The following is a 4,744-nucleotide window of genomic DNA, read 5'->3' as shown; positions in this document are numbered from 1 at the left end:
GGGTTCTGCTCCGTTCGGGCTCGGTGCGTCTGCCAGTTCGATAGAGCGCGCAGGTAGACCCCGAGCACGGCCGTACACAGATCGGGGTCGTAGGCGAGCCAGAGACGGAGGGGATAGGGCAGCGAGAGAACCCACTGTCGTGCGATCGTCGGCGATCGGCTACGAAACGTGCAGAAGTGCCTATCGGCGGGGTTCGATGCGGTGCTTGTTGTGGTTGCAGACAGCCGCGGCGTACGGAAGCTGGCGCAGGTGATCCAGTCTACTGTTTCGGAGGATGACTGGAGCCGAGTTCGAATCCTCACTCCAGACGAGATCTCGGACCATATCCCGCAGCCTGCGATGGAACCCGCCGACGACGAAGAGACGGTGGTTCGAGGCTACCGGGTCCGGCTGAGCCAGGACCAATCGGGCGGCGGACAGAAAGAAACAAGGGAGGCGATCGCGAAAGTTATCGCGGACTCGATTCGTCGCGTGAAGCGCCAAGAGTGACTCGCTGAGCCAGCTATGGCGGCCCCCCCTCCCACGGGATCAAACGGATGATGAACAGGATTATCGGGTGTTATTCTCGGCCATATGGGTCAAGAGGGGAGAGCAAGTAGAACACCGGTTCTGACGACGTCGGTTGGGCTCCTAGGCCAACGACCGGGCGACCTCACGGTTGCCGAGCTCAGCCGCCAGATCCCAGAAGAGGCCGAGTGGCTCGCCCAGTTCGACTCGGAGCAGACCCGCCGGGCCCACAAGCAAGCCGTGCTGCACTTCATGAACTTCCTCGGGGTCTCGGACATCCGAGAACTTCGAACGATCGACCACAAGCCGATAACCCAGTGGAAAAAGTTCATGCAGCGACCGGGCGCGAATCCGGTGGCCACTGCTCGAGCAGACAAGCCACTTCCCTACAGCTCAAGCACGATCCGCCGTCGCCTTGCTGCGCTCTCGTCTCTCTTCACTCACCTAAAGGAACACAACGTCGTCGACGTGAATCCAGCGGTTGGCTTACGTCGGCCAAAGGTCAATCGCCGCACCGGTAAAACGCCTGCGTATAGCCAGCGGCAAGCGCGGCAGATTCTCGATGCTCCGGATGCGGAAACGGAGATAGGCGCCCGCGATCGGGCGATTCTCTCGGTCGGATTCCAGGTTGGGGCGCGGCGCTCAGTCCCGTGTCCCAGCGTCAGTTCGGCGTGGACTCGTCGTATTCCAGCAGCTCGGTCGCTCGACGGTGAATCGCCAGCTCGGCCTCGAGCTCGCGGATACGCCGTCTCGCTGCGGCGAGCTCGGCCTGCTCCGATGTCGTTAGCCCGGACTCGAGACCAGCGTCGATACGTGCCTGCCGGCGCCAAGTGTAGATCGTCTGCTCGCTCACCCCGAGCTCTGCCGCAATCTCCGACACTCTCCGCCCGCCTTCCATGAGATCAACGACCCGTCGCCGAAACTCCGCCGCGTAACCTCTCCGTGCCATGTCGTCCCCTTCACGATTATGGCAACAGAATCCAGAAATTCGCCTCCGAAAAACTCAGGACACACCAACAGCGAATACGGTGCCGCCGACGGTTTCAGCGACGCCGCCGACCATCCGAATACCACGGTCCCGAATTCAAGTCGCATCACCCGCGGCTTCCGAGGAACTAAACCCCAACAGATAAACAGCGACAATAGCGGGAGCGAAGAGGGCGAACCGGAAAGTTCTAACCAGCCACGCGGGGTAGATTGGAAGGCCTGCTTCGCCCAGCAAAGCCACCTGCGACGGCGTATGGTGAGGGACCGAAGTGTTGAACCACAACAGCAGCACAACTGCTGGGCCTAGCCACAGGCGCCAGAAGCTCTTCGGGAGAACCCTCCTCGAAAACGCCACGCTATAGACGGCAAGGAGGGAGAGCGTCTGCGCCCCGAGGCTTACGAGACTTGAGGCGACGAACGCCGATTCATAGTATTGTGCTAGAACGACTGCTTGGCCCACGACCAAGAATAGGTCCAGCGCAAAGTACACTCGCCACAACAGGATCGGCCCCCTTTGACGCGCATCTGACTAACCCGATCATAGCCACCTACTCTCACTTTGCATATGAGGTCCGAATGGAGTTCGTGTTCGGACGGCTGGGATAGAGCAGGAACCCACCGGACGCCGCCGACGGTTGGAGGTCGAACCCGCCGGCTCCGGGGGGCGCGAGGGGCGCGGTAAAGAAGTCAGTCAAGAACTCAGCGGCCTTCACGAGTGGCCCCACGAAGTCGACTTTCTCCGGCAGACCAAACGATGGCCCGATGCTCTTCGTAGTTGAACATCCGCAGAGTGAGGGTCCTATGCCTAGGCTGAACGACGTGCCCACCACCTCTCCAGACTGCGGGTCAACGCTAAGACCTGTACCTAAAAGGTTGAGGACTCCTGGCAGTCCAGGGACCGGGCCGTTGATCGATTCGACCGAGCCAATCTGGCCCGGCCCGCCCGGCACCAGAACCCGAGCCCGACTTCTGGCCCGACGAGCCTGCTTGAGCACCGCCTGCTCACCTCCGGCCCCCCAGCGGTCGAGCCTCGTCCTCCCGCCGCTCAGGAGCGCATCGATCACCCCGGCGTCCTTGTTCCTGTCCAGCTCCCACTCGAGGAAACGCACCAGGTCGCCGGGTTGGAAGTTCCGATCGTTCCGCCGGACGTCGCCAGTCTTCATCCCGTAGCGCATGGCGCTGAACTGATCAGGCCAGGTCTTGAGCTCGTGGATCTTCATATGCCAGCGCCGAGGCAGCGCGGATAGGAAGTATAGCACCCCTGTCTCCCTAATAAGACCATCCATTTTCGGCTGTTGAGAGCCGGCAGTCGGGGAATCTGGGGGCTCTCGAACGGACGCGGGCAGCCGGGCAGCTGCAAAGGGACTTCGGAGCGGCGCAAGCCGCGAGGCATTTGACATCGGCTAGAATTTCGCTTTCAGCCTCCGCTCACCGGGTCATGAATCGACAATTCTGCGCCTTGCAACGCTAGCTCGTGCCTCTTGCCTAGAAGTTTCTCTGACTAGTTCGGCGAACGCTGGGTCCCGCGTCTCAAGCAGGTCGAGGAGCGCGTATGCATCGTCAGCTTGGCGCTTAGAAGCATGTTGAGGATGTCTAGCTCCCAGGACCTGGGGTCAGGGAAGGTCCGAAAGGAGGCGCCAGAAACTGTGCTTGCGGCCATGGCGCTTGCGTAGGCCGGCCAGATAGTCGTCATAGTCGGGAAGCTCGCCGTAGTCTGGGACAGCGTCGTGCAATGCCGTCAGACGATCGACGTAACGCTTCGCGTGTCGATAAGCCCGGGTACGCGCAGCGCCTAGAATCTCCTCCGTAAGCGCGCGGTAGCAGGCAACCGCGGGCAGAGCGCATCCTTCCTTCTCAAAGCGCTGGGCGAGTGTGAGTACGTGTGTGTAGAACTCGTCAGGCAGGTGCCCGCGGAGTCGAAGAACGAGTCTGGACGCCTCCTCTGCTTCTCCAATTTCAAGTAGAAACTGAGCTGCAGCGACCGGAGCGCCGTTGCATCGCGCGGCACGTTCCAGGGCGTCTCGACGCACCGCGTCCCGAGCGTCAGAGGGGAGAAGGGCCATGTACTGCGAGAATCGGTCTGCGGAGAACGAACGCTCAAAGAGCCGTCGGCGTGCATCTAGGAGCCCCGCTGCATCATCCAGTTTCTCATACGCGTCTGCTAGAAGATCGAGTCGGCCGACCCCCGCATCCGAACCATCTGTTGTCTGGCGGAGCCACTCGACCGCTTTCGCGACCGGACCGAACTGTAGGTACCGCTCCGCGATGCGTTCGGCTTGGAGCGAATTGGGCTGCGGCGAGCGGATATGGACAGAACGCTCGAAGAGGGCTGCATCCTCTAGTGCGCACGCAATCTGTCCCATGGCGGCGGCGGCGGCAAGAGGTCGATAGTCTTCTCCCTCGGCCCCGCTGACCTTGGCTTCGGCCTCAAAGGTACGAGCCAGACGGCGAAGCTCGATTTCTGAGAGCGAAATTGCGGCCTGGTCAAGGATCGCATCACGTGTGCCGTAGTCGTTCCCAGCGTGAAGTTCGTACACGTGGTCGGCTCGGTCGGGTTCGGCGGGGAACGCAGCGGCGGCTCGATGCCAGAGCGCGCAGGCACGGCGGTAGGCATCCCCGATTGAGCCGTTCGAGTCATCAGCGCGCGAGAGGATCTTCTCGTCGGTTCGCAGGAAGCGATCGAGGAGCTTCCAGGCCGACTGTGGGTCAGCTGCGATCACCGACGATTCGACCTCATCGAGCCAAACCTCAAGACCGCGCGCAAAATCGCCACTCTCTCCGTACGAGATGAACGAACGCCCGTTGCGAAAGCGTTTCAGCCGTCGCTCAAGGGCTGCCAGCTGCGCCGGGAGATCACCGCGCAATGCAAGGCTCTCGATACGTTCGCGCACGATACCGTTCTCTTCGGCGATCTCGACCAGGAGCGAGGCGAGCGCTTCTGGCCCTGCCTCTTCGAGTCGTCGCCGGAGCTCGTCCGCGGTCACGCAGTCCCTCGAATCAGTTTATTGAAAGCGGTCGCGGGGTGGGATGTTCGCTTTCGATGATAATAGTGTATGAAAATACTTGTTTTCAATACCTATGCGCTAGGGAATCTCTGCACAGGGAGGATTCGAGCGAGAAGCGGGAGTCGCCGCCTGAGCAAGCAGCGTGATCCGATCGCAGATCCGTAGATCTGCAGAGGGTCGCGCGACGCAGCGCAGGCGGATTCATCGCGCTTCGCAGCCGCAGCCTCCCTGTCCAGAGGTTCCCT

The 4,744-nt window shown here is 61.5% G+C and carries 3 protein-coding genes and 1 pseudogene; 1 reads left to right on the top strand and 3 read right to left on the bottom strand.

The features are described from left to right. Positions 1–573: 573 nt before the first annotated feature. A pseudogene (locus tag GY725_09290) lies at positions 574–957 on the top strand (site-specific integrase). 211 nt (positions 958–1,168) lie between these two features. Here GY725_09290 and GY725_09285 read toward each other — a convergent pair. The 3 genes from GY725_09285 to GY725_09275 all read right to left on the bottom strand — a co-directional run bounded on the left by GY725_09285 (position 1,169) and on the right by GY725_09275 (position 4,478). Continuing rightward, complete coding sequence (locus GY725_09285) at positions 1,169–1,456, bottom strand: transposase (GenBank protein MCP4004375.1); 288 nt, start codon at positions 1,454–1,456, stop codon at positions 1,169–1,171. Positions 1,457–2,048: 592 nt separating this feature from the next. Further along, complete coding sequence (locus GY725_09280; protein MCP4004374.1) at positions 2,049–2,753, bottom strand: DUF3850 domain-containing protein; 705 nt, start codon at positions 2,751–2,753, stop codon at positions 2,049–2,051. Between the two features lie 354 nt (positions 2,754–3,107). Further along, positions 3,108–4,478 (bottom strand): hypothetical protein, encoded by a 1,371-nt coding sequence (locus tag GY725_09275; protein MCP4004373.1) that lies wholly within the window; start codon positions 4,476–4,478, stop codon positions 3,108–3,110. Positions 4,479–4,744 lie beyond the last annotated feature (266 nt).

Source organism: bacterium (assembly GCA_024226335.1).
Classification (GTDB): Bacteria; Myxococcota_A; UBA9160; order SZUA-336; family SZUA-336; genus JAAELY01.
This window is presented reverse-complemented; position numbering and strand designations above follow the sequence as displayed.

Coding starts and splice junctions, on each gene's coding strand:
- GY725_09285 (MCP4004375.1), bottom strand. CDS start 1,456: ATGGCACGGAGAGGTTACGCGGCGGAGTTTCGGCGACGGGTCGTTGAT.